At 54.6% G+C, this 22,600-nt stretch carries 19 protein-coding genes and 1 riboswitch; of the genes, 7 read left to right on the top strand and 12 right to left on the bottom strand.

What is annotated here, in order from left to right; translation table 11 throughout:
• Positions 1–10: 10 nt before the first annotated feature.
• Positions 11–1,021: a galactose/methyl galactoside ABC transporter permease MglC gene (gene mglC, locus ACX3P5_RS12145; RefSeq protein WP_233987597.1), complete on the top strand. Its 1,011-nt coding sequence runs from the start codon at positions 11–13 to the stop codon at positions 1,019–1,021.
• A gap of 755 nt (positions 1,022–1,776) precedes the next feature.
• Here mglC and sanA read toward each other — a convergent pair.
• The 6 genes from sanA to metG form a co-directional block, all read right to left on the bottom strand.
• On the bottom strand, positions 1,777–2,496 hold the full coding sequence (sanA, locus tag ACX3P5_RS12140) for an outer membrane permeability protein SanA (protein WP_233987598.1): 720 nt from the start codon (positions 2,494–2,496) through the stop codon (positions 1,777–1,779).
• 134 nt (positions 2,497–2,630) lie between these two features.
• Positions 2,631–4,328: an NAD-dependent malic enzyme gene (locus tag ACX3P5_RS12135; protein WP_233987599.1), complete on the bottom strand. Its 1,698-nt coding sequence runs from the start codon at positions 4,326–4,328 to the stop codon at positions 2,631–2,633.
• 270 nt (positions 4,329–4,598) lie between these two features.
• Complete coding sequence (gene cdd / locus ACX3P5_RS12130; RefSeq protein WP_336755619.1) at positions 4,599–5,489, bottom strand: cytidine deaminase; 891 nt, start codon at positions 5,487–5,489, stop codon at positions 4,599–4,601.
• A 120-nt stretch (positions 5,490–5,609) separates the two neighbouring features.
• Positions 5,610–6,302 carry a CidB/LrgB family autolysis modulator gene (locus ACX3P5_RS12125; protein WP_233987601.1) on the bottom strand — a complete coding sequence of 231 codons (693 nt, stop codon included), beginning with the start codon at positions 6,300–6,302 and terminating at the stop codon, positions 5,610–5,612.
• On the bottom strand, positions 6,295–6,687 hold the full coding sequence (locus ACX3P5_RS12120; RefSeq protein WP_233987602.1) for a CidA/LrgA family protein: 393 nt from the start codon (positions 6,685–6,687) through the stop codon (positions 6,295–6,297). The genes ACX3P5_RS12125 and ACX3P5_RS12120 overlap by 8 nt, the downstream gene beginning before the upstream one ends.
• Before the next feature lie 210 nt (positions 6,688–6,897).
• The gene (metG, locus tag ACX3P5_RS12115) at positions 6,898–8,931 is read right to left on the bottom strand and encodes a methionine--tRNA ligase (protein ID WP_458968772.1); all 2,034 of its coding nucleotides are present in this window, start codon (positions 8,929–8,931) and stop codon (positions 6,898–6,900) included.
• Positions 8,932–9,108: 177 nt separating this feature from the next.
• On the opposite strand from metG, the gene apbC reads away from it, so the two are divergent.
• On the top strand, positions 9,109–10,221 hold the full coding sequence (apbC, locus tag ACX3P5_RS12110) for an iron-sulfur cluster carrier protein ApbC (RefSeq protein ID WP_233987604.1): 1,113 nt from the start codon (positions 9,109–9,111) through the stop codon (positions 10,219–10,221).
• On the opposite strand, the gene ACX3P5_RS12105 is transcribed toward apbC, so the two are convergent.
• Positions 10,218–10,673 carry a GNAT family N-acetyltransferase gene (locus ACX3P5_RS12105; protein ID WP_233987605.1) on the bottom strand — a complete coding sequence of 152 codons (456 nt, stop codon included), beginning with the start codon at positions 10,671–10,673 and terminating at the stop codon, positions 10,218–10,220. The genes apbC and ACX3P5_RS12105 overlap by 4 nt on opposite strands.
• A 237-nt stretch (positions 10,674–10,910) precedes the next feature.
• Here ACX3P5_RS12105 and ahpC point away from each other — a divergent pair, with 237 nt between their 5' ends.
• Both ahpC and ahpF read left to right on the top strand, forming a co-directional pair.
• Positions 10,911–11,474, top strand: coding sequence for an alkyl hydroperoxide reductase subunit C (ahpC, locus tag ACX3P5_RS12100; protein WP_010617942.1), 564 nt, complete (start codon positions 10,911–10,913; stop codon positions 11,472–11,474).
• A gap of 71 nt (positions 11,475–11,545) precedes the next feature.
• The gene (ahpF, locus tag ACX3P5_RS12095) at positions 11,546–13,114 is read left to right on the top strand and encodes an alkyl hydroperoxide reductase subunit F (protein WP_233987606.1); all 1,569 of its coding nucleotides are present in this window, start codon (positions 11,546–11,548) and stop codon (positions 13,112–13,114) included.
• A gap of 52 nt (positions 13,115–13,166) precedes the next feature.
• On the opposite strand, the gene ACX3P5_RS12090 is transcribed toward ahpF, so the two are convergent.
• Together ACX3P5_RS12090 and ACX3P5_RS12085 are read right to left on the bottom strand one after the other, a co-directional pair.
• Positions 13,167–14,126, bottom strand: a complete 960-nt coding sequence (locus ACX3P5_RS12090; RefSeq protein WP_458968771.1) for an AEC family transporter — start codon at positions 14,124–14,126, stop codon at positions 13,167–13,169.
• A gap of 97 nt (positions 14,127–14,223) precedes the next feature.
• Complete coding sequence (locus tag ACX3P5_RS12085) at positions 14,224–14,421, bottom strand: hypothetical protein (RefSeq protein ID WP_233988147.1); 198 nt, start codon at positions 14,419–14,421, stop codon at positions 14,224–14,226.
• A gap of 1,144 nt (positions 14,422–15,565) precedes the next feature.
• Here ACX3P5_RS12085 and ACX3P5_RS12080 point away from each other — a divergent pair.
• From ACX3P5_RS12080 to thiD, 3 genes are all read left to right on the top strand, one after another.
• Positions 15,566–17,011 (top strand): ATP-dependent nuclease, encoded by a 1,446-nt coding sequence (locus ACX3P5_RS12080; protein ID WP_458968770.1) that lies wholly within the window; start codon positions 15,566–15,568, stop codon positions 17,009–17,011.
• 217 nt (positions 17,012–17,228) lie between these two features.
• Positions 17,229–17,325: riboswitch (TPP riboswitch) on the top strand.
• A gap of 34 nt (positions 17,326–17,359) precedes the next feature.
• Positions 17,360–18,157: a hydroxyethylthiazole kinase gene (gene thiM / locus ACX3P5_RS12075; protein WP_458969183.1), complete on the top strand. Its 798-nt coding sequence runs from the start codon at positions 17,360–17,362 to the stop codon at positions 18,155–18,157.
• The gene (gene thiD / locus ACX3P5_RS12070) at positions 18,144–18,944 is read left to right on the top strand and encodes a bifunctional hydroxymethylpyrimidine kinase/phosphomethylpyrimidine kinase (RefSeq protein WP_233987609.1); all 801 of its coding nucleotides are present in this window, start codon (positions 18,144–18,146) and stop codon (positions 18,942–18,944) included. The genes thiM and thiD overlap by 14 nt, the downstream gene beginning before the upstream one ends.
• A gap of 39 nt (positions 18,945–18,983) precedes the next feature.
• Here thiD and ACX3P5_RS12065 read toward each other — a convergent pair whose 3' ends face one another.
• From ACX3P5_RS12065 to ACX3P5_RS12055, 3 genes are all read right to left on the bottom strand, one after another.
• Positions 18,984–19,670, bottom strand: a complete 687-nt coding sequence (locus ACX3P5_RS12065) for a GntR family transcriptional regulator (RefSeq protein WP_233987610.1) — start codon at positions 19,668–19,670, stop codon at positions 18,984–18,986.
• Between the two features lie 100 nt (positions 19,671–19,770).
• Positions 19,771–21,234 (bottom strand): mannitol dehydrogenase family protein, encoded by a 1,464-nt coding sequence (locus ACX3P5_RS12060; protein WP_458968769.1) that lies wholly within the window; start codon positions 21,232–21,234, stop codon positions 19,771–19,773.
• 67 nt (positions 21,235–21,301) lie between these two features.
• The gene (locus ACX3P5_RS12055; protein WP_233987612.1) at positions 21,302–22,585 is read right to left on the bottom strand and encodes an MFS transporter; all 1,284 of its coding nucleotides are present in this window, start codon (positions 22,583–22,585) and stop codon (positions 21,302–21,304) included.
• Positions 22,586–22,600: the final 15 nt, after the last annotated feature.

The raw sequence follows: 22,600 nt of genomic DNA, 5'->3' as shown, positions 1-22,600 counted from the left end.
GGCTGTTAACATGAAAGCGACTACAAAAAAGAATGCGCTAACCTGGTTAAAAGAGGGCGGCATTTATGTCGTGCTGCTGGTACTGCTGGCTATTATTATTTTCCAGGACCCGACATTTTTAAGTTTAATGAACCTGAGTAACATTCTGACCCAATCTTCGGTGCGCATTATTATTGCACTGGGTGTGGCGGGGCTGATCGTTACCCAGGGTACTGACCTTTCCGCGGGTCGTCAGGTCGGTCTGGCTGCGGTCGTCGCAGCAACCTTGTTGCAGGCGATGGACAACGCTAACAAGGTGTTCCCGTCGCTGGATACCGTGCCGATTCCGCTGGTAATCCTGACCGTCTGCATCATTGGCGGCGTGATTGGTCTGGTCAACGGTGTGATCATTGCCTACCTCAAGGTGACCCCGTTTATTACCACGCTCGGCACCATGATCATCGTTTATGGCATTAACTCGCTCTATTACGATTTTGTCGGTGCGTCACCGATTGCCGGTTTTGATGCTGGGTTCTCGAAATTTACCCAGGGCTTCTTACGCTTTGGTGATTTCAAGCTCTCGTTCATTACCTTCTACGCGGTGATTGCGATTGTGTTTGTCTGGGTGCTGTGGAACAAAACCCGCTTCGGTAAAAACATTTTTGCTATCGGTGGTAACCCGGAAGCGGCGAAAGTCTCAGGCGTTAACGTCAACCTGAACCTGATCATGATCTATGCGCTGTCCGGTGTGTTCTACGCCTTCGGCGGGATGCTGGAAGCGGGCCGTATCGGCTCGGCAACCAACAACCTCGGCTTTATGTATGAGCTGGATGCGATTGCGGCCTGTGTGGTCGGCGGCGTCTCCTTCGCCGGCGGTGTCGGTAGCGTGGCGGGCGTGGTGACCGGTGTACTGATCTTCACCGTTATCAACTACGGCCTGACCTATATCGGTGTTAACCCTTACTGGCAGTACATTATCAAAGGCGGCATCATCATTTTCGCCGTGGCGCTGGATTCGCTGAAATACTCGCGCAAAAAATAATGCGCTGGCGATGACGTCAGAAAAGCAGAGCGACCTTCGGGTCGCTTTTTTTTATGGGAAAAGTGCTGGCGTTGTTGCTGTGAGATTGGGGCTGGTTAGGGAACACTGCCAGACTGGAAAAACGCTAAGGCCAGTCCATGACACGCCCGGCCCGTGTCATTTCTCCGCAGAACGCTTTTTATAGGGAAGAGTGCTGGTGTCGTTGCTGTGAGACGGAGTATGCGAAGGGAACACGGTCAGATCGGAAAGTCGCAAAAGCCGTCATCCATGACATGCTCGGCCCGCGCCATCCCTGGCGCGGGACGCTTTCCTCTTCTGACCGTGTTCCCTGCGCGTTGAGCTTAGTCATTGCTATCAGATTCACCCTGCTCCAACTTCTCAGCAATCTGTAGAGACCCTAAGGGGGAGTCGTGCTGAATTCGCTGTAATAGCATGAGAGGTGTGAGCTTAAATATCACAGCAGACTGGTCTTCACTTTTAGACGGCGACAAAAGTTAAAGCGAAGGGTCATATGCCGGTAGCAAAGCATCGCGGGCCAGGGACAAAAAAGCCGGGAGCGTTTTTAACAACGCAAACGTTGGCCCGGCTACGGGCGCACCTCAGGGATGAGCTGCGGCATCGCCCATGCTGAGCCCGCCACGGAGGGCGGTTTTGCGTCTTTGCGCAAGGGCAGGCTCCCGGAGCCCTGCACGTACTATAAGACCCCAGCATGGGCGTCACAGTCAGCACAGCATAAAGAAGCCGCTGTGCGTGAGCTATTTACGCAGCTTCTGTTCCAGTTCCAGCAACTGTTCCGGCGTCACCGCCGGGTAACTTTGCGCATCTTCGGGGACCTCGCGCACCGCCGGAATGGGCACCAGCGGCCCGAGGAAGCGGGGTTCCCGCTTCAGCAGGAACAGATCAGCCAGCGCACCCAATCGCGCACCGACCTCACGGAAACGCACGCTCAGCATGTTTTTCGGCGAGGGCACGGCATAACACTGCGCCTGAATACCAAGCTGCAGCGCGATAAACAGCGCACGTTCACAGTGGAAGCGTTGAGTGATGATAATGAAGTCGTTGGTATCGAATACTTTACGGGTGCGGACAATCGAATCCAGGGTACGGAAACCGGCATAGTCCAGCACGATATCAGCCGGATCGACACCGGCTTTGATGAGATCGCGGCGCATGGTCATCGGCTCGTTATAGCTTTGCAGCGCGTTATCACCGCTTAACAGCAGATAATTGACCTTGCCGCTGTTGTAGGCATTCAGCGCGCCCTGCATACGATAGAGGTAATACTGATTGATGACGCCGGTGCGATAATATTTAGCCGTACCCAGTACCACACCGACCTGACGATGTGGCAAAGAGGCAACATTCTCGTAGATAAAGGGCGCAGTTTTCCAGCTGATCCAGCGATCAAGGCCAAGCGCCGTCGCCACCATCAGCAGGATGATGAAAAGCAGTCCAATGAAAACGCGTTTCAGCATGCGCCTGGAGACTCGATATCAGAATGGTGAGATGGCACAAGGCTACTTGAGCCGCCGCAGCGAAGCAAGTTAGTGCCGGTTGGCTGGTCTCTTTTTGAGCATTGCCGGACCAGAATAGGTCCGGCAGCGCACGATTAGATCGAGGTACGACGATAATGACGGTATTGCGGCAGCCAGAAGTTGTTGGCAATTGCCTGCGACAGCACATCTTCAGAGGTGACGACAGCCACACCTGCCAGCTGTGCCGCTTTACCGACTTCCATAGCGATGATTTTCGACACGCCCTGGATATCTTTGATTTCAGGCAGAACCGGACCTTCGCCATCGTTAACCAGCGGGGAGCAGTCAGCCAGGGCACGGCTGGCAGTCATCAGCATGGTATCCGTCACGCGACTGGCACCTGAGGCGATAACGCCCAGACCAATACCGGGGAAGATATAGGAGTTGTTGCACTGGGCAATCGGGTAGATTTTTCCGTTCCAGCTGACCGGCGAGAATGGGCTGCCGGTGGCGACCAGTGCCGCGCCGTCGGTCCAGGCGATGATGTCGGCTGGCGTCGCTTCAACGCGTGAGGTCGGGTTAGAGAGCGGCATGACGATCGGGCGTTTGCAGTGCTTGTGCATCTCGCGGATGATCTCTTCGGTGAACAGCCCTGGCTGACCCGATACCCCAATCAGAATATCCGGCCGGGCGTTACGCACCACGTCGAGCAGCGAAATCGCGTCGCTGGTGACATCCCAGTGCTGAATGTTTTCACTTTTCTGCACCAGCTTGCTCTGGAAATCGAGCAGGTTAGGCAGCTTGTCGGTCAGCAGACCAAAGCGATCCACCATCATGACCCGGCTGCGCGCTTCTTCATCGCTCAGACCTTCCGATTTCATCTGCGCAATAATCTGTTCCGCGATGCCACAACCGGCAGAACCGGCGCCCAGGAACACCACTTTCTGTTCGCACAGGCGGCTACCGGCGGCGCGGCTGGCGGCGATCAGTGTCCCGACGGTGACCGCGGCGGTGCCCTGAATGTCGTCGTTAAAGCAGCAGACTTCATCACGATAGCGGTTAAGTAACGGCATGGCATTCTTCTGGGCGAAATCTTCGAACTGCAACAGCACTTTCGGCCAGCGGCGTTTTACCGCCTGAATAAATTCGTTAACGAAAGCATCGTACTCTTCGCCGGTAATACGCGGGTGACGCCAGCCCATGTAGAGCGGATCGTTCAGCAACTGCTGGTTATTGGTACCGACATCCAGTACCACCGGCAGGGTATAGGCCGGGCTGATACCGCCACAGGCGGTGTAAAGCGACAGTTTACCGATCGGGATGCCCATACCGCCGATGCCCTGGTCACCCAGACCCAGAATGCGCTCACCGTCAGTAACCACAATCACTTTCACGTTCTGTTTAGTGGCGTTCTGCAACATATCTTCGATACGGTCGCGGTTCGGGTAAGAGATGAAGACCCCGCGTGCGCGGCGATAAATTTCAGAGAAGTGTTCACAGGCAGCGCCGACGGTAGGGGTATAGATAATCGGCATCATCTCTTCGAGATGGTTATCCAGCAGGCGATAGAACAGCGTTTCGTTGGTGTCCTGGATATTACGCAGATAGACGTGCTTATCGTTATTGTTTTTGAAGTCCTGGAACTGACGCCAGGCACGCTGCGCCTGCTCTTCAATTGACTCTACCGCTTCCGGCAGCAGGCCATTGAGATTAAATTCGTTGCGTTCTTCGATGCTAAAGGCACTGCCTTTGTTGAGCAGGGGAAATTCCAGCAATATCGGGCCAGCGTAAGGGATGTAGAGCGGACGTTTACTTTCGTAGTCGAGTTCCATGCAGTGATGCTCCGGTTGCAGTGTTGTCTGGCGTCACGCCGGAAAGGTAGCGCCAGTTTACTTACCCGTTATAGCTCAGGCTGCAGGAGCAGTGCAGCGGCCGAGTTTCCGCTGCGAATCATTCACGTACCTGCTGCTATCCTGCAACCCGAATTATTCAGAGTAATTTGTCATGACGTGAATTCTGGCGCCAGATCCTATGAAATTTCCCACAGAAGTACAGCATTTGTTCATAAAAGGTCACAAAACTGTGGCCTTTCTGACAGCCGGTTATGCTTTGTGCAATCTGACAGCCAGCAGCTCACTGCAACCAAAGGTCTGTAATGTGGCCTGCGTGGCGGCAAACTGGCTCAGCGTGGCATTTTCGACTTCTGCCAGCACCGCTCTTTTTATCTGGCTGCTGTGTCCACCCTGCATATTCAGCAGCACCAGCGCGGCCTGTAACGGCGGAAAGCTGGGGTTAAACGCCGCGTTCTCAGCATAGCGACCGGTCACAATGGTGCCGGATTCGGTTTCCAGCGCCACGCCGCTGTGTGACTGGCTGTAGGGCGCGTGACTGGCGTTGGCCGCCGCAACGGCAGCCTGTACCAGCGGATCGCCGTCAGCACGATAGCCGTGATCGACCGCGTCCATCAGCAGCGTGGTGATGTCGAGGTCGCGCGGGCCAAAGGCATCAGGCAGGTAATCCGCCAGGGTGCTGATGGCGCGCTGCGGCAGCGAAATACGAATCTCTGTGCCGCTGTTGAGTTCATTCATAAACTGACGGCAGTGGCCGCACGGCGTGTAGTTGACCGTGATGGTCTCCAGCCGGCGTTCACCGCGCAGCCAGGCGTGGGTGATGGCACTCTGCTCAGCGTGTACCGTCTGTTGCAGCGGCGTGCCGGTAAACTCCATGTTGGCACCGAAGTACCAGGTACCGCTGACGCCACGAGCGATAGCACCGACGTTAAAGTGTGACACCGTCGCTACGGCACAGGCCGCTGCCAGTGGCAGCAGCGCCAGCGCCAGCGCATCGGCGTCCATCTGAGTCTGTTGCTGCAGCGACGCGACCTGGTCGGCGCTCAGCACGGCCTGAAAGTCAGGCGCGTCCAGCAGCGGAGCCAGCGCCGTTTGCAGAGTTGACGGCAACGCCTCGAAGGCGGAGAGGAAACGTGAATGCATGAGAGCCTCATTAAATTCAGCAGGGCGATATGCCAGTCATCGGTTTATATGTGATCCACATCGCTCTGACAATGCAACCTGTGTTGCATGTTTCAACTTTGCGAGATCTCTCGCAAAGTTTTAGCCAAACCAGTGCAGCAGAACCGGAAAAATAATCGGGGCTAGCAGTGAGGTGATAATGCCGCAGATCACCAGCGCCAGTGAGCTGAATGCCCCTTCCTGATAATCAAGTTCTGCGGCGCGGGCGGTGCCAAGGGCATGAGAAGCGTTGCCGATCGCCAGGCCGCGCGCCGCTTTAGATTTGACGCCAAGCAGATTCAGCAGCATATGACCGAATACCGCGCCCAGCACGCCGGCGATCAGCACGCAGATCGCGCTGATCGCCGGAATGCCGTGCAGCGAACCGGCCACCGCCATCGCAATCGGCGTGGTCACCGACTTGGGAATGATCGTGGCGGCAATTTCCGGCGTAGCACCCAGCCACAAGGCGATGGCGGTGCCCGACACCATCGCCGTCAGGCTGCCGATAAAACAGACGCCAATGATCGACTTCCAGCGGGCGCGAATCTGATGCATCTGCTCATACAGCGGCAGCGCCAGCGCCACCACCGCCGGTTGCAGCAGCTGATTGAGAATCTGACTGCCGGCAAAATAGCGCGAGTAGGGCAGCTGCAACAGCAGCAGGATCGGGATGATAATCGCCATCGCCACCAGCAGCGGATTGAGCAGCGAGATTTTCAGGGTTAGCGCCAGCTTGCGCGCCAGAAAGAAAGCCGCCAGCGTCAGCGGCAGCGACCACCAGATATCACTCATCCTCTGACTCCCTCACCGGGCGGCGGCTATGGAGCTGGTGAGCGCTTACGCCGACCACAGCCAGCACCACAAAGGTACTGACGATGCAGGAGATGACGATCGGACCAAACTGGGCGCTGAGAATATCGGTGTGGCTCATCACGCCGACGCTGATCGGCACAAACAGCAGCGCCATGTAACGAATGATCAGATGACAGCCCGGTTTTACCCAGCTGACCGGCAGGATTTGAGATGCCAGCAGGGCGAACAGGATCAGCATTCCAAGAATACTGCCAGGAATGGTGATGGGCAGCAGCGAGGCGATGCCGTTGCCACTGTATAAGCAGAGATAAATGATAATAAAGGCACGTAGGTAGCGCCCGCAGACAGACAGCACGGTGAGCATGACAGGCTCCTGTTTTCACTGAGCTTCATCATACGCATTAACCGCTTAGCGTGCTAGCGATCACATAACAGGCACCAGGCAGACGATCGGTGGCGCAGAGCAGAAGATAAACCCACACAGAAGAGGAACGAGGAGTGAGGAAAAAGAGGGCGAAGAAACGATCTTCCCCTACTGCTGTTGCCAGCAGTAAGGAAAGATCATGGCGGGCGGTTACTTAACCGGCATACCCGGTACCGCACCGCTGTCTACCGACAGCACAAACAGATCTTTGCCGCCAGGACCGGCTGACAGCACCATCCCTTCGGAGATGCCAAAGCGCATTTTTCGCGGAGCCAGGTTAGCCACGATGATGGTCATCTTGCCGACCAGCACCGATGGATCGGGATAGGCCGCGCGGATGCCAGAGAAGATCTGACGCTTCTCGCCACCCAGGTCGAGCTGCAGACGCAGCAGCTTGTCCGAGCCCTCAACCAGCTCGGCCTGCTCAATCAGCGCCACCCGCATATCGACTTTGGCAAAATCGTCGATGGTGATGGTGTCACCTACTGGCGCATCCGCCAGCGGACCGCTGGCTGCCGGCGCGCTGGCCGCGGCGGCATCTTCTTTCGACGCCTCAATCAGCCCCTCAACCTTCGCCATTTCAATGCGGCTGTAGAGCGCTTTAAACGGCGCGACCTGGTGATCCAGCAGCGGCTGCGGGATCGCATCCCAGCTCAGTTCGCAGTTAAGGAAGCCTTCTGCCCGCGCACTCAGCGACGGCAGCACCGGCTTCAGCCAGGTCATCAGCACGCGGAACAGGTTAATCCCCATTGAGCAGATCGCCTGCAGATCGGCGTCACGGCCTTCCTGCTTCGCCACCACCCACGGTGCCTGCTCATCCACGTAGCGGTTTGCCAGATCGGCCAGCGCCATGATTTCACGGATGGCGCGGCTGTACTCGCGGCTCGCCCAGGCTTCGCCAATCTTCTCTGACGCATCCACAAAGGTTTGATAGAGCGCCGGATCGGCCAGTTCAGCCGCCAGCTTGCCGTCAAAGCGTTTGGTAATGAAGCCAGCGTTACGTGAGGCCAGGTTAACCACTTTATTCACGATGTCAGCATTCACGCGCTGAACGAAATCTTCCAGATTCAGGTCGATGTCGTCGATGCGGGACGAGAGCTTAGCTGCGTAGTAATAACGCAGGCTGTCGGCATCCAGATGCTGCAGCCAGGTGCTGGCTTTAATAAAGGTGCCGCGCGATTTCGACATCTTGGCCCCGTTCACTGTCACATAACCGTGCACAAACAGGTTATTCGGCTTGCGGAAGTCGCTGCCTTCCAGCATTGCCGGCCAGAACAGGCTGTGGAAGTAGACGATATCTTTGCCGATAAAGTGATAGAGCTCGGTGGTGGAGTCTTTACGCCAGAATTCATCAAAGTCGATGTCGCCACGCTTGTCACACAGGTTCTTAAACGAGCCCATGTAGCCGATTGGCGCATCCAGCCAGACGTAGAAATATTTGCCTGGCGCATCCGGGATCTCGAAACCGAAATAGGGCGCATCACGCGAAATATCCCACTGTTGCAGACCCGATTCGAACCACTCCTGCATCTTATTGGCGACCTGATCCTGCAACGCACCGGAACGGGTCCAGGCCTGCAGCATGGCGCTGAACGATGGCAGATCAAAGAAGAAGTGTTCAGAGTCGCGCAGCACCGGCGTCGCACCGGAGACCACTGACTTCGGATCAATCAGTTCGGTCGGGCTGTAGGTTGCACCGCAGACTTCACAGTTATCACCATACTGATCGGCAGATTTACATTTCGGGCAGGTGCCTTTAACAAAACGGTCCGGCAGGAACATCCCTTTTTCCGGATCGTAGAGCTGAGAAATGGTGCGGTTCTTAATGAAACCGTTCTCTTTCAGGCGGCCGTAAATCAGCGCCGAGAGCTGGCGGTTCTCGTCACCGTGCGTTGAGTGATAGTTGTCATAGCTGACGTTGAAACCGGCAAAATCCGCCTCGTGCTCCTGTTTCATTTCAGCAATCATCTGCTCCGGCGCGATGCCAAGCTGCTGCGCTTTCAGCATGATCGGCGTGCCGTGCGCGTCATCGGCGCAGATGAAGTAAACCTGATTGCCACGCATTCGCTGGTAACGCACCCAAATGTCTGCCTGAATATGCTCGAGCATGTGGCCGAGATGGATTGATCCGTTCGCGTAAGGCAGCGCGCAGGTTACCAGAATTTTTTTAGCGACTTGAGTCATAGTTTGCGTAGCTTTCTGTTGATTGAAAAAACGGGCTTAGATGGTAACCGAAGGCTCCGCTGGCGTAAACACAAGGGATTCGCCACCGCCAGTCGCCGCGAAACCCTGGCCATCTGATATCATTGACAATACATCGCTGAAGCACAGCGTAAGAACAGCAGAAAAAAGGAGTGGGGGATGACAGCACAATCCCGGGAACCGCATACGCCTGAAGCCCTGCGCGCCATCGTGGTTGGCGTGCTGAGAGGCTTTGAGCATCCGACGCTTCAACAGAATCTCACCGCGCTGAAAGCGTTACATCATGTGGCGCAGCTCGACGGCAAACTGCATATCGAACTGATTATGCCGTTTGCCTGGGCCAGCGCCTTTGAAGAACTGAAAGCTGAAACCAGCGCGGAGCTGCTGCGCCTGACCGGCACGCGCGCCATTGACTGGCGTTTAAGCCACGATATCGCCACCCTGAAGCGGGTGAAAAATCAGCCGGGCGTTAACGGCGTGAAAAATATTATTGCCGTCAGCTCCGGCAAAGGCGGCGTGGGCAAATCCAGCACCGCTGTCAATATGGCGCTGGCGCTGGCCGCCGAAGGCGCGCGCGTCGGCATCCTCGACGCCGATATTTATGGCCCGTCGGTGCCGAATATGCTCGGCACCGAACACGAGCGGCCCACCTCGCCCGATGGGACCCATATGGCACCGATTATGGCGCACGGGCTGGCCACTAACTCAATCGGCTATCTGGTAACGGACGATAACGCGATGGTGTGGCGCGGCCCGATGGCCAGCAAAGCGCTGATGCAGCTGCTCAACGAAACCCTGTGGCCGGAGCTCGATTATCTGGTGCTGGATATGCCGCCCGGCACCGGCGATATCCAGCTGACGCTGGCGCAGAATGTCCCGGTCACCGGCGCGCTGGTGGTCACCACGCCGCAGGACATCGCGCTGATCGACGCCCGCAAAGGCATCGTGATGTTTGAGAAAGTCAGCGTGCCGGTGCTGGGCGTGGTAGAGAACATGAGCCTGCACATCTGCAGCCAGTGCGGCTTCCACGAACCGATCTTCGGTACCGGTGGGGCACAAAAACTGGTGGCTGATTACCAGACTCAGCTACTGGCCCAGTTGCCGCTGCACATTAACCTGCGAGAAGATCTGGATGAAGGCCAGCCGACGGTGATTCGCCGGCCGGAGAGTGAATTTACCGCGCTCTACCGCCAGCTTGCCGGACGGGTTGCCGCCCAGCTTTACTGGCAGGGCGAGGTGATCCCTGGCGATATCGCGTTCCGCGCGCTCTAAGCCCGGCCCGACCCGCTGGTGTATTCAGACGCCAGCGGGTAGTGCATCAGCACATAGCCTCCCTGTTCCCCTTCGCCCTGTGAAATCATTTTCCAGCCATGTTTCAGGTAAAACGCCTGAGCTGCTTTATTCATCGACAGACACTTCAGCGCGCCGGTCGAGGTGAAGCGCGCCTGAACCGCTTCCAGCAACGCGCTGCCGGCACCGCGGCCCTGCCAGTCAGGCGCGACATAGAGGCTATGCAGGAAATTGTCATTCTCCAGCAGGCCGGCAAAGCCGACCCGCTGACCGTCGCTCTCGGCCACCAGTACGGTTTCACCGAGGATCACGCTATCAAAGTCTTCCAGCTGCCAGTCGCTGCCATCCAGCCAGTGCCAGTTATGCCGACGCGATGCCAGAAACAGCGTACGCAAAAAAGGTCGATCGGCTTCAGTAAACGGACGAATCTCCACAAGTCAGCTCCCTTTATCTCCGGTCTTACAAAGCTAGCAGCGATTGGCGGAAAAGATTTGGAAAAGATAAAGCGGGTTAATTGTCGCGCCATTCGCTGTACACTGCCTCGCGGGCCAGAGAGCATCACGCTTTCCGCGTTTGATAGCTTTCGTTTATTTGATTGATAACGACTGCATATTAGATGTTGGCCCGGAAATTCTGTAACGTACATCACATAATTCAACGGAGGCCATCAGATGTCTATTATCAATACCAAAATCAAGCCGTTTAAAAACGCAGCATTCAAAAACGGCGAGTTCATCGACGTAACCGAGAAAGACGTTGAAGGTAAATGGAGTGTGTTCTTCTTCTACCCGGCTGACTTTACCTTCGTTTGCCCGACCGAACTGGGTGACGTAGCCGATCATTACGAAGAGTTCCAGAAACTGGGCGTAGATATCTACTCCGTTTCAACCGACACCCACTTTACCCACAAAGCCTGGCACGGTTCTTCAGACACCATTGCGAAGATTCAGTACGCGATGATCGGCGACCCGACTGGCGCGCTGACCCGTAACTTCGAAATCATGCGCGAAGCAGAAGGCCTGGCTGACCGTGGTACCTTCATCGTTGACCCGGAAGGTATCATCCAGGCGATCGAAATCACTGCGGAAGGCATTGGCCGTGACGCCTCTGACCTGCTGCGTAAAGTGAAAGCGGCACAGTACGTCGCCTCTCACCCAGGCGAAGTGTGCCCGGCGAAATGGAAAGAAGGTGATGCAACACTGGCTCCATCTCTGGACCTGGTTGGCAAAATCTAATCCCGCTTCGGCCTTTCGATCTTTCTCTCATCGGGTGCCACGGCACCCGATTTTTTGACCAGGATATCACTATGCTCGACACAAATTTGAAAACTCAGCTCAAGGCTTACCTTGAGAAATTAACCAAACCTGTTGAGTTGATTGCCACTCTGGATGAGGGTGCCAAATCAACCGAGATCCGTGAACTGTTGGTCGACATCGCAGGCTTGTCTGATAAGGTCAGCTTCCGCGAAGAGAACGATCGTCAGGTCCGTAAACCGTCGTTTTTAATCACTAACCCAGGTTCGAACAACGGCCCGCGTTTTGCCGGTTCGCCACTGGGTCACGAATTTACCTCACTGGTGCTGGCGCTGTTGCAGACCGGTGGGCACCCATCGAAAGAAGCGCAGAGCCTGCTGGATCAGGTTGCCGCGCTGGATGGCGATTTCCATTTCGAAACCTATTATTCGCTCTCATGCCACAACTGCCCTGATGTGGTACAGGCGCTGAACCTGATGGCGGTGCTGAACCCACGCATCAGCCACACCGCGATTGACGGTGGCCTGTTCCAGAATGAAATTCAGGAACGCAACGTGATGGGCGTGCCGGCGGTTTACCTTAACGGTAAAGAGTTTGGTCAGGGCCGCATGAGCCTGGCAGAAATCGTCAGCAAAGTGGACACCAACGCCGACAAACGTGCCGCTGAAGAGCTGAACAAGCGTGACGCCTATGACGTTCTGATCATTGGTAGCGGACCGGCGGGCGCAGCAGCAGCAATCTATTCTGCCCGTAAAGGCATTCGTACCGGTCTGATGGGCGAACGTTTCGGCGGCCAGGTGCTGGACACTGTGGATATCGAAAACTACATTTCTGTGCCGAAAACCGAAGGGGCCAAACTGGCTGGTTCACTGCGCGCACACGTCGATGATTACAATGTCGATGTGATTGAGAGCCAGAGCGCCATCAAACTGATTCCGGCGGCGGCTGCGGGCGGCCTGCACGCGGTTGAAACTGCCTCCGGCGCAGTACTGAAATCACGCAGCATTATCCTGGCGACCGGCGCACGCTGGCGTAACATGGGTGTGCCGGGCGAAGAAGAGTATCGCACCAAAGGCGTTACCTACTGTCCGCACTGTGACGGCCCGCTGTTTAAAGGCAAACGTACCGCAGTGATCGGCGGCGGTAACTCCGGCGTTGAAGCGGCGATTGACCTGGCTGGCATCGTTGAACACGTCACGCTGCTGGAATTTGCCGGTGAGATGCGTGCTGACAAGGTGTTGCAGGATAAACTGCGCAGCCTGAAAAACGTTGATGTGATCCTGAATGCCCAGACCACCGAAGTGAAAGGCGACGGTAGCAAGGTGACCGGTCTGCAGTATATCGACCGTACCAGCCAGACCACTCACGAACTGCCGCTGTCCGGTATTTTCGTGCAGATCGGTCTGCTGCCTAACACCCCGTGGCTGGAAGGCGCCGTTGAGCGTAACAAAATGGGTGAAATCATCATTGATGCCAAGTGCGAAACCAGCCTGAAAGGCGTTTTCGCGGCCGGTGACTGCACCACGGTGCCGTACAAACAGATCATTATCGCCAGCGGCGAAGGTGCAAAAGCCTCGCTGAGCGCCTTTGATTACCTGATTCGCACCAAAGTGGCTGAATAAGTTTTGCGATAGCCACGCAACAGCCCCTCGACAGATGTTGAGGGGCTTTTTTTTAGTATCCCGCCAGCGTCATCAGCATCATCCACAACGGCGTCGTCACCGCAGCAAACAGGGTTGAAAACAACATGCTGGCGGCAGCCGGGCCGGTTATCACGTTGAATTTCTGTGACATCAGGTAGACATTCACCCCGACCGCCATCGATCCCAACAGCACCACTACTTTACTCTCCAGCGGCGGCAGGCCGGTCAGCCAGGCGATCGCCCATACCGTCATCGGTTGCAGCACCAGCTTGAGCAGGCAGAGGGTATAGCTCTCTTTCAGGCCTTCACGCACCCGGTAATGGGCCAGACTCATGCCCAGCGTGACCAGTGACAGCGGCGCAGCGATCGATCCCAGCATTCGTAGCGGCTCAGCGGCCAGCAGCGGCAACGGGCGCTGCAGAAAACTCCAGGCGGTGCCGCTGAGAATGCCGATAATCAGCGGATTCTTCAGCACGCCGATCGCCGTGCGTCCCAGCCCCTGCATTGAAAAGCTGCCCTGTTTCGCCCATTCCACCGATACCGTCAGCAGCGTCCAGAGGATCAGGCTGTTAAATACCAGCACCAGCGCCACTGAGGGCAGGGAAGCCGGCCCCAGCAGCACGGTAGCCACCGGAATGCCCAGCATCACGTTATTCGAAAAGATGCCGCCCAGCGCAAAGACCGAGCCTGCCACGCCATCCAGCTTAAACAGTCGTTTCGCCACGATCCGGCCGACAATAAATACCAGCAGGCAACTGCCAAAGAAGGCCAGCAGCAGCCGCGCGTCAACCGGCGGACTCTGGTGGAAATGGCTCATCACGCCAAACAGCATGCAGGGCAGCGCGACGTTGAACACGAAGCGGTTCATCCCTTCGCTGATGCTGGCGGGCCATTTACCCAGCCGGGTCAGTCCGTAACCGAGCAGGATCAGGATAAACAGCGGTGCAGACAGATAAATTTGATGACTGAGGCTATTGAGCAGAAGAGGCATACGGCGGTTCATTTCAGGCAGCTAATAATTATCAGCCTAACAAATTGTTAACCAACAGGTAACCTGCCGTGGCGATAAATCTCGATCTGTCTGCTTTTTAGCCCAGCCAGCGGCGCGCCTGCCGATCGCTGATATCGCGATAATAGACACGATGAATCATTTCGCCGCAGCCCGAACAGCGGGCGGAAATATACGTGGAAAGATAGTGTCTGCCATTTGGCGCAGTGGCACCATGACGTTCGATATTAATGTCCTGCCATCGATGGCGGTGAGGAATAAGCGCTGACAATCGCATCATACATCCTGAATAGTATGAAGTTCCGCTTCCGGAGTCGTTCAACTCCATGAAAATAAGTGTTTTTTTTGCGATGCTGTGCGCAGGCTAATTATTATGGCGTGATGCAGCTTATCAATGGAAATAACATCCCCGCAGGGCGCTAATATTACCTACCTCAAAAGAGGTATATTTATAGCCCGCAGCATTAAGCCTGTTTTTGCCGTCACAGGAATTGATCGGGATCATACGAAGTGTTACCGGCGCGAGGATTGATCGCGCAGGGGTGACTGGTTTTCGCTGCGACGGCTCTTTATGTTGCAGGCTGTAACGTGACTCGGGTGTCCTTGCTGGTGAAGACTGAGAAATACCCGTTGAACCTGAACTGGATAATGCCAGCGTTTTTATTGTTACTATTATAATTTAAATCAATGTGTTATGTGTTTTTCCTGTTTTGTTAAGCCGTACCATATCAATGCGCAATAAATGAAACATACAACCATACGTCGTACCATCAAACGTAACGGTTTTTAGAACGTCCGTTTTCGTCTGTCCGATAATTAGTTTTCTGTAAGACGTTAGGGGCCGATAGCCACACTGCCAGGCTAAATAAGTCACAGATCAAATATAACGAGGATAGCAGCGGCACTATCTACCGAGCGGAGAAAGCGGGCAGGGAAAACAGAGAATACTAAACAACAAGTGGTGATCTATTCTAAACTTATCGAGATGGGATTTCGCGGTTTTTTTCATCGACAGTGGAAACAATATTCTCGCTTGTGTCCGGAAAAACATGTCCAAGATAGGCGTAGTCTTAGCTGATTTACGCTATCAGCTTGGTATCCAGCAGCTTGACGGTTATGTACATAGGCAATTAGTTCACAATTTACGGAACACCATCATTTCAATCAGACTGGCTGGTTACCTTGGCGCACTTGTAGTATGTGCTTGAATATGAAAAAAAACGTCACAAGGATCATATGGAGATGCTTTCATATTTTCCTATGAAAAATGTTTGTTACGTCATTGATAGATTGTGTTGTAAAAGCTAATTGTTTGGTAAATGTCATAGTTTTAGTGAAATTTGGGTGATATAAATTAGGTGAAAATATGGTGTGCTAAGTAAAGCTATTGTTTTATACACAGCTAACATAAAGGATTGATGATGTTTATAAAAAAACTGAAGGTTGAGAACTTTAAAGGATTTCATGGGGAAAATAATAAATTGGAATTTAATATTCCCGATGGTGAAACTGAAGGTAGTGGGCTTAATGTTTTTGTTGGTGAAAATAATGCTGGGAAATCCACCGTTTTTGAAGTTATAGATTTTATTAAAGATGGCACTAAAAAAAACATCGAAGATATTATAAGCAAGTCAATTCCGGACGATATTCCTGAAAAACTTTCAGCTGAGTTAACTTTTACTGGTAATTTATCAGAAGTAATTGCTGCTCATGTACAAACAAATAAAGTTGCAGCATTCTCTTCGCATATTTATGAAAGTGAGGGTGTGAGTTATTTTAGAGTCAAGAGATGTAGCGAGGTTGGTGAGAAGAAAATATTATTTTGGAACGGAGATGAGTTTGTTAATCCAAGCGGCATAGATGCGCCTTTTAAGAAATTTTATGATAATAATTTCATTTGGGCTGATACAAATCCAAGCAATGAAGCAAAATTTGGGTCTACAACTATATGTGGTTCTCTTTTAAAAGAGATAGCATTGGGCCATATTGCAACAGACGAGTATAGAGCGTTTTCGGAACAGTATCATCTCGTATTCAATCATCCTGAATCAGAATTGAGGCAGAAAATATCTTTAGTTGAAAATCAGGTTAAGGATGTTTTTTCCTCTCAATTTGGTATGGCAAATATTTCTTTCATTTTTGAAGAGTTGCAAGTAGAGAATTTCTTCAAAACTATTTCTATCATGATTGATGATGGGGTAAATGTCCCTATGGGAGAAAAGGGGCATGGTATGCAAAGGGCGCTGGCCTTATCATTACTTCAGGTTTACGCTGAGATAACATGTAATGCTCATGGTGCAGGTATAAGCAAGCCATTTTATCTTTTCATTGACGAACCCGAAATTTGTCTTCATCCATCAGGCCAACAAAAACTTTTAGAGGCTTTGATGCTTATATCTAAAAGTAGACAGGTCTTTGTTACAACGCATTCTCCTTTTATTTTGTCTTCTCCTTATCTTAAAAATGTTGGCCTGTTTGTTTTCAAAAAAGAGAATAACAAAAATATTGTGGAAAGAGCTGATACGTCCCCATGGTTTCCTTGGTCTCCATCTTGGGGTGAGATTAACTTTAAAGCATACAATCTAGCAACTGTTGAATTGCATAATGAATTATATGGTTATTTGCAAGAGAAAAAATCCTGCCCCAGTGAAAGAGCAATGGAACAATGGTTAAGTTCGAACGGGATTGCGCTTGATAAAATATGGGTTAAGGAGGTTAAAAGTGTTGCGCAATCTCCTGTGGATACTTCGTTGCAAACATTCATCCGTAATCATATACACCATCCAGAAAATATTACAATGCAATCTCATCGTTACACACAACAAGAATTATTAAATTCGATTCAGCAAATGATTGGGTTTTTGTAAATTCAAATGCGAGCAATTTGGTTTTATGTCAATCAGTTTTAAATGACTGGCATCATCCGGGAGGGTTTTTTTTGTCTCTAGAATTTATATTTTGGGACGCATCCAGGGATACAAGTTGGGACACAGCGCATTTTTTAGGGTTGAGACTTTGGCTTCCCACTGGCATTATCCAGAACATGAATAAATGAAATGCTAATCAAAAGTTTTTGATTTTATTCTATATGACTCGGGGTGCCCTTCCACGTGAAGGCTGAGAAATACCCGTTGAACCTGAACTGGATAATGCCAGCGTAGGGAAGTCTGATGCCTGACCGCATTCGCCTTCTTGTTCGCCGGTTGGGAGCTATGATGAATCATCAATCTCAACACCTTTCTGCTGCGCAATTCGCGCCCATTCTGCACCGCTTCCGTCGCCAGTCACCACTGGTGCACTGCATGACCAATGACGTGGTTCAAAACTTTACCGCCAATGTGCTGCTGGCGCTTAACGCTTCGCCAGCGATGGTGATTGATGCAGAGGAGGCCGCGCAGTTCAGCGGTTTTGCCGATGCCTTGTCAATTAATGTCGGGACGCTGACCGCTGAGCGCCAGCAGGCGATGCAGGCGGCGATCACGGCTGCCCGTCAGGCCGGCACGCCCTGGACGCTGGATCCGGTGGCCGTTGGAGCACTGACGCTGCGCACGACTTTCTGTCAGCAGCTGCTGAGCCAGCAACCGGCGGTGATCCGGGGGAATGCCTCAGAGATTCTGACGCTGGCGCAGCAGGCCGGCGGCGGACGCGGAGTAGACAGCCTGCATCAGGCGGATGTGGCGCTGGAGGCGGCCCGGCAACTGGCCCGTGACTATCAGACGCTGGTGATCGTGACCGGCGAAGTGGACTACGCTACCGACGGTCTGCGGACTTTTGCCATTCACGGCGGCAGCCCGCTGATGACGCGGGTGGTCGGCACCGGCTGCGCGTTGTCGGCGGTGGTGGCGGCCTTTAGCAGTCTGACCGGTGACCGGCTGCTCAACGTGGCGACGGCCTGTCAGGTGATGGCACGCGCCGGTGAGCAGGCAGCGGCAGGCTCGACCGGTCCCGGCAGTTTTGCCACGGCGTTTCTTGATGCGCTCTGGACGCTGGAGGTGAACCATGAAGCGCATTAATGCCCTGACCATCGCCGGTACCGATCCCAGCGGCGGAGCGGGGATTCAGGCCGATCTGAAAACCTTTTCGGCGCTAGGCGCTTATGGCACCAGCGTGATCACCGCGCTGGTGGCGCAGAATACCCGAGGCGTCCAGTCGGTCTACCGCATCGATCCTGACTTTGTCGCCGCTCAGCTCGATTCAGTGCTGGATGATGTGCGTATCGACAGCGCGAAAATCGGCATGTTATCGGAAACCGCGATAGTAGAACGGGTCGCGGCACGGCTGAAGCGCGCTGAAATTCCCTTTGTGGTACTGGATACGGTGATGGTGGCGAAAAGCGGCGATGCGCTGCTCTCGCCGGATGCAATTGCCAGCGTGCGCGAACTGTTACTGCCTCAGGTGTCGCTGATCACGCCGAATCTGCCGGAGGCGGCGGCGTTGCTGGGATGTGCCGTAGCGCAGAATGAAGCGCAGATGCGGACGCAGGGCGAGGCGTTACTGGCAGCGGGATGTCAGGCGGTATTGATGAAAGGCGGACATCTTACGGCTGACGACAGTCCGGACTGGCTGCTGACGCCTTCGGATCAGCTGCGGTTCAGCACGCCGCGCGTCAATACCCGGCATACCCACGGCACCGGTTGTACGCTGTCAGCAGCGCTGGCGGCATTGCGTCCCCGCTATGCGAACTGGGCAGATACGGTGGCTGAGGCCAAAGCCTGGTTGCAGCAGGCGCTGTTGCAGGCAGATTCACTGGAGGTCGGGCAGGGGATTGGGCCGGTACACCACTTTCATCAATGGTGGTAACAGCGTTGCGTCGTCCCTGAACAGGGCGACGCAGCGGTATCAGGGGGCTTCAAACCATGCGCTGTTGCGCTCGGCGATAGGGGTAATCGAGAAGATCATCTCCTGCAGATGGCGGCGCATCGCCGCTTCGGCAGCGTCAGGGTCGTGCTGTTTTAACGCCGCGAAAATCTCCTCATGCTGCTCAATCAGGCTTTCCGGCGGGGAAACTTCACTCAGCGTCAGAAAACGCACCCGGTCCATCGCCGCTTTGATGTTCTCGACCGTTTCCCACGCCAGCTTACAATCAATACTTTCGGCAATCAGCCGGTGAAACTCATCATCCAGGCTGAGAAACGCCTGGCTGTCATGCCGCTCAGCGGCCATACGCTGCAGTTGCAGGTTGTGCGCCAGCACCATCAGCGCCGGTTCGCCAATCTCCAGCGCGGCACGACGCACCACCGACACTTCCACCGCTTCACGGATAAAGCGACCATCCGCCACCCGTTTGGCAGAGATTTTACGCACAAAGGTGCCGCGCTGCGGCAATACCTGTACCAGCCCGGCCTCGGCCAGTTTGATGAACGCTTCCCGCACCGGCTGGCGAGAGACGTTAAAACGCGCAGAGACCTCTTTTTCCGACAGCAGCGAACCAGGCTGAATCGCACAGGTCACGATATCTTTGCGCAGAAACCGGTAAATCTGCTGATTCACCGGTTCGCTGGTGGTAATGGTATAAGCGATCGACATGCAGCAATATCCATATTACGGCTGGCTGATGCCAGCCCGATGGGAAAGAGTCAGTCTAATCAGCACGCTGCGTCTGCGCCAGTGCTTTGTCACCAGGCGGTTATGCCTGGCTCATGCACTGTTGTACCGTCGCCCGCGCGCCCTGAGTCGTCAGCTGCTGATAATAGGCGGTCAGTCGGGCAACCAGATCGGCGTTTTGCGCCAGATCGTCGCCAAAGATTTCGCGCAGACCCAATAGCGCACGCACACGCGGCGCGCCTTCTTCGCTGCTGGCGACCGTCTCTGCCAGCGTGGCTTTCAGCGGATCGCGAATTTCAATCGGCTGGCCCTGCTCGTCAATGGCCCCGACATAGCGCATCCAGGCTGCCACGCCCAGCAGCAGCAGTTCGCAGCGGCTGTTGTTACGCAGATGCCAGCGCAGACTGTCCAGCAGACGCTGCGGTAATTTTTGCGATCCGTCAGTGGCGATTTGGTATGTGCGATGTTTGATGGCGCGGTTTTCATAGCGGGCAATCAGCGAATCAGCATAGGCTTCAAGGTCCACGCCCTGGGTGCGCAGGGTCGGTGCCTGCTCATCGACCATCAGTGAACGGGCTGCGGCACGGAAGTGCGGGTCCGCCATGCAGTCACTGATGTGCTGATAACCGGCAAGGTAACCCAGATAGGCGAGGAAAGAGTGGCTGCCATTCAGCATCCGCAGTTTCATCTCTTCATACGGCAGCACGTCGGAGACCAGTTCGGCACCCGCTTTTTCCCACGCCGGGCGACCGCTGACAAAGTTATCTTCGATGACCCACTGAAAGAAGGGTTCCGCTTCCACCGCCACCGGATCACGGGAGCCGAGCCGTTCGGCTAGCGCATCAAAGGCAGCCTCGGTCATCGCCGGCACGATGCGGTCAACCATGGTTGACGGAAAGGTGATCTGCTGCTGGATATAATCAGCCAGCGCCTTATCCTGCCGTTGTGCCAGCTGCACAATCACGTTGCGGGTCACATGGCCATTCTCCGGCATGTTGTCGCACGACATCACGCTGAAAGGTGGCAGACCCAGCTCGCGACGCCGGGCAATCGCGGCCAGAATCAGACCCGGCAACGAACGTGGCGACTGCGGGTTTTGCAGATCATGGACGATGTCGGGATGAGCCGGATTGAGATTGCCGCTGGCCGGCTGGTGGCAATAGCCTTTCTCCGTCACGGTCATCGAGACAATCGCCACATCGGGCTGACACAGCGCGTCGATTACCGCATCAATGCCGTCGCCTTTGCCATGCAGTGCCGCCGTGATCACGCCGATGACCCGGGTCTGCAGCGAATCATCCGCCATTTCGGTCAGGGTATAGAGCAGTTGCTGTTTGCGCAGCGCCTGAATCAGTTCGCCGCTGTTAAGGTTAACTTCGCAGTAACCCCAATCGCTGTCGTGTTCGGCGGCCAGCTTATCGCTGCACAGCGCCTGATGGGCACGGTGAAAGGCACCAAAGCCGATGTGCACCATCCGGGTTTTAAGCTGGCTACGGTCGTAGGCAGGGCGCTGGATCTCAGCGGGCAGGCGATCAATCTGTAACATAGTCCGTCCTTATGGCAAACGGGGCGCGAGGCGCCCCGAAATCAGTGATCATGTCGCGTGATGAAGGTTATACCGAAACCGGTTTATCCTGCGTTTTCGGGCTGCGAATCACAAACAACACCAGGAAAGCACCCAGCGCGGCGACACAGCCAGCCAGCACAAAGGCGCTATCGAATTTACCGGTATGCTGGACAATAAAGCCGGTGACAATCGGGCCGATGATACCGGACAGGCTGCCGACCAGATGGATAAAGCCGCTGATGCTGCCGACCCGGCTCTTGTGCACCACATCCTGAATAATCGCCCAGTAGATTGCGCCGGTAATGTAGAGGAAGAAGATCGACACCGACATCATCATCACCGCGGGAACCACATCTTTTATCGTACCTGCCAGCGCCACACAAATTGCCGCCGCCAGCAGTGAGACCACCAGCACAATTTTACGGGACAACAACAGTTTGCCGGTAATGTTAAAGATTTTATCGGAGATCCAGCCGCCCAGCGCCAGGCCGACGAAACCGACAATCCACGGGATCATGGTGGTGATGCTCATCGACTTGATATCCAGGCCGTGCGCCTGCACCAGATAAGCCGGAAACCAGCTCAGGAAGAAGAACAGAATGTAGTTGTAGCAGAAGAAGGCAAACGCGGTCACCAGGATGATCGGCTGACGCAGGTAGTAGCCAAACGGATGAGCGGTTTCTGACAGATCGGCCTCATCATTGGGGTTCGCCGCTTTCAGACGTTCAATTAACAGGCGCTCCTCTTCACTCACGCGTTTACTTTTCGCCGGGTTGTCCGCAGCGAAGAACAGCCAGAAGGTCATCCATACCAGACCGATGCAGCAGACGATAATGAATGCCGGACGCCAGCCATAAGCCAGCGCCAGATAACCGATAATCGGACCGGCTACCGCGCCACCCAGCGGCGAACCGGCGCTGAGTAATCCCATCGCGGTGGCGGCCTGTTTTTTGGGAAACCAGCCGTTGATCGCTTTGTTGGCCGAGGCACAGATAGGTCCTTCAGCCATACCGAACAGCACGCGCAGGATCAGCAGCGACCAGAAACCGGTCGCCAGCGCGGTCATGCCGCAGAAGATCGACCAGGCGCCTACCGCGACCGCCAGCACAATTTTCGGGCCAAACCGGTCAGTGGCGAGGCCACCGACGAAGTTAAACAGCGCGTAACCGAAGAAGAAGCTGCCGAAGATCATGCCGAACTGCTCAGCATTGATTGCCAGATCTTTTTCCACCAGCGGCACGGTCAGCGACAGGGCAACACGATCGAGGTAATTGATCATGTAAACCAGGAACAGCAGTAAAACGAGGGTCCAGCGCAGATTCTTGAACATACAAACTCCGTGATC

It is taken from the genome of Pantoea sp. S-LA4, from assembly GCF_054482835.1.
Note: the sequence above shows the minus strand (reverse complement) of the source record. Positions and strands in the feature narration are given on the sequence as shown.

What these genes read in the sequence shown, in the direction of transcription:
- mglC (WP_233987597.1), top strand. Translation starts at nt 11, where the DNA reads ATGAAAGCGACTACAAAAAAGAATGCGCTAACCTGGTTAAAAGAGGGC.
- sanA (WP_233987598.1), bottom strand. Translation starts at nt 2,496, where the DNA reads ATGCTGAAACGCGTTTTCATTGGACTGCTTTTCATCATCCTGCTGATG.
- ACX3P5_RS12135 (WP_233987599.1), bottom strand. Translation starts at nt 4,328, where the DNA reads ATGGAACTCGACTACGAAAGTAAACGTCCGCTCTACATCCCTTACGCT.
- cdd (WP_336755619.1), bottom strand. Translation starts at nt 5,489, where the DNA reads ATGCATTCACGTTTCCTCTCCGCCTTCGAGGCGTTGCCGTCAACTCTG.
- ACX3P5_RS12125 (WP_233987601.1), bottom strand. Translation starts at nt 6,302, where the DNA reads ATGAGTGATATCTGGTGGTCGCTGCCGCTGACGCTGGCGGCTTTCTTT.
- ACX3P5_RS12120 (WP_233987602.1), bottom strand. Translation starts at nt 6,687, where the DNA reads ATGCTCACCGTGCTGTCTGTCTGCGGGCGCTACCTACGTGCCTTTATT.
- metG (WP_458968772.1), bottom strand. Translation starts at nt 8,931, where the DNA reads ATGACTCAAGTCGCTAAAAAAATTCTGGTAACCTGCGCGCTGCCTTAC.
- apbC (WP_233987604.1), top strand. Translation starts at nt 9,109, where the DNA reads ATGACAGCACAATCCCGGGAACCGCATACGCCTGAAGCCCTGCGCGCC.
- ahpC (WP_010617942.1), top strand. Translation starts at nt 10,911, where the DNA reads ATGTCTATTATCAATACCAAAATCAAGCCGTTTAAAAACGCAGCATTC.
- ahpF (WP_233987606.1), top strand. Translation starts at nt 11,546, where the DNA reads ATGCTCGACACAAATTTGAAAACTCAGCTCAAGGCTTACCTTGAGAAA.
- ACX3P5_RS12090 (WP_458968771.1), bottom strand. Translation starts at nt 14,126, where the DNA reads ATGCCTCTTCTGCTCAATAGCCTCAGTCATCAAATTTATCTGTCTGCA.
- ACX3P5_RS12085 (WP_233988147.1), bottom strand. Translation starts at nt 14,421, where the DNA reads ATGCGATTGTCAGCGCTTATTCCTCACCGCCATCGATGGCAGGACATT.
- ACX3P5_RS12080 (WP_458968770.1), top strand. Translation starts at nt 15,566, where the DNA reads ATGTTTATAAAAAAACTGAAGGTTGAGAACTTTAAAGGATTTCATGGG.
- thiM (WP_458969183.1), top strand. Translation starts at nt 17,360, where the DNA reads ATGAATCATCAATCTCAACACCTTTCTGCTGCGCAATTCGCGCCCATT.
- thiD (WP_233987609.1), top strand. Translation starts at nt 18,144, where the DNA reads ATGAAGCGCATTAATGCCCTGACCATCGCCGGTACCGATCCCAGCGGC.
- ACX3P5_RS12065 (WP_233987610.1), bottom strand. Translation starts at nt 19,670, where the DNA reads ATGTCGATCGCTTATACCATTACCACCAGCGAACCGGTGAATCAGCAG.
- ACX3P5_RS12060 (WP_458968769.1), bottom strand. Translation starts at nt 21,234, where the DNA reads ATGTTACAGATTGATCGCCTGCCCGCTGAGATCCAGCGCCCTGCCTAC.
- ACX3P5_RS12055 (WP_233987612.1), bottom strand. Translation starts at nt 22,585, where the DNA reads ATGTTCAAGAATCTGCGCTGGACCCTCGTTTTACTGCTGTTCCTGGTT.